Genomic DNA, 1,424 nt, shown 5'->3' on the forward strand with positions numbered 1-1,424 from the left:
GCAGTGCGGGCAGATGCCGTGCGTGACCGCGGATTCCAGTGTCTCCCAGATGCCGCGTTGCACCAGCACCGTGTCACAGGCCGGGCAGCGGGTCTCCCGGCCGGCGGCGCCGAGGGCTCGTTCGACGTAGACGTACCGCAGGCCGGCGTCCCGCCCGGTCGCCCGCGCCGCGTCGAGGACGTCGGGGCTGGTCGGTGCCGGCCGGCGCATCCGGAAGTCCGGGGTGAACCGCAGCAGGTGCCAGGGGATGTCCGGGTCGATGCCGGCGAGGTGGCGGGCGATGGCGCGCAGCGCGTCCGGTTCGGCGGAGACGCCGGGGATCAGCGGCGTGGAGACCTCCACCCACACGCCGGCGGCACGCAACCGCTCGACCGCGTCCAGCACGGGACGCAGGTGCGCGCCGGTGAGCCGTCGGTGAGCGGACTCCCCCGCGGCCTTGACGTCGATGTTCACCGCGTCCAGCGCGCCCGCGACCAGGTCGATCGCGGACGCGGTGAGAAAACCGTTCGTCTTCCACACGATCGGCACGCCCGCCGGGGCGGCGAGGGCCGCGAGGGCCAGGGTCAGCTCCGGGGCGAGACCGGGCTCGGCGTAGGACATGGCGAGGGACGCACCGTTCGCGGCGGCCTGCGCGACCAGCTCGGCGGGTTGCGCGGGCCGGCCTGTCCAGGCGACGTCGGCGACCTGGCCGTACTGGGACAGCCGGTGGTTGACGCAGTAGTTGCAGCGGAACGAGCATCCCGGCCCGGCGATCGTGAGCACCCGGCTCCCCGGCCGGACGTGGTAGAAGGGCTTGCGCTCGATCGCGTCAAGGTGCGTGACTGCGACGGTGTAGGTGGCTGTCTCCAGCACACCGGCGTGGTTGCGCCGCACCGCGCACACTCCCGTCTCGCCGGGCCGCAGCTCACAGCCATGCGGACACAGCAGGCAGCGGATCCGCCGGGCCTCTTTGCCGCGCTTATCCGATTGTCCGGATTCGCTCCCAACCGGCTCACCGAGAACGGCCGCCCGCCACACCGGCCCATGCGGATCGTCAGACACGGCGTGTTCCGGACCGGTGCGCCTGGTCGTGGGGCTGGTCATGGGGTGCCGGGGTGAGTAGTGCGTGGATGGTGTCGGCGAGCACGGTGGCAGTCGGGTGGGGTGGGAGGTGGTGGTGGTAGCGCTCGTCCGTGCCGCCGAGCCCGTGATCGTGATCGCGGTGGTGGTGGTTGGGGGGTGGGTCGCCGGGGGTGTGGGTGGTCAGGAGGCGGAGGTGTGCTCCGAGGGTGAGGGGCTGGTCGTGGGTGAGGTGGTGGTGGGTGAGGATCACGGTGGTGGGGTGGGGGGTGTGCGCGGCGCAGCGCAGGGCGGTGCGCAGGTCGGGGGGGTGCAGGGTGCGGGCGGTCCAGAGGGTGGCGAGTGTGGTGGGGCTGGTGGCGGGG

General features: G+C 73.1%; 1 protein-coding gene and 1 pseudogene. Both read right to left on the minus strand.

What is annotated here, in order from left to right; translation table 11 throughout:
- Window positions 1-1,041 (minus strand): radical SAM protein (locus MJ797_RS19395; RefSeq protein ID WP_239337518.1); only part of this gene is annotated, 1,041 nt, incomplete at its 3' end.
- Window positions 1,034-1,424, minus strand: a pseudogene (locus MJ797_RS19400) (hypothetical protein); the annotation flags it as partial. The gene MJ797_RS19395 and the pseudogene MJ797_RS19400, both read right to left, overlap by 8 nt.

It is taken from the genome of Protofrankia sp. CiP3 (genome assembly GCF_917627345.1).
Taxonomy (GTDB): domain Bacteria; phylum Actinomycetota; class Actinomycetes; order Frankiales; family Frankiaceae; genus Protofrankia.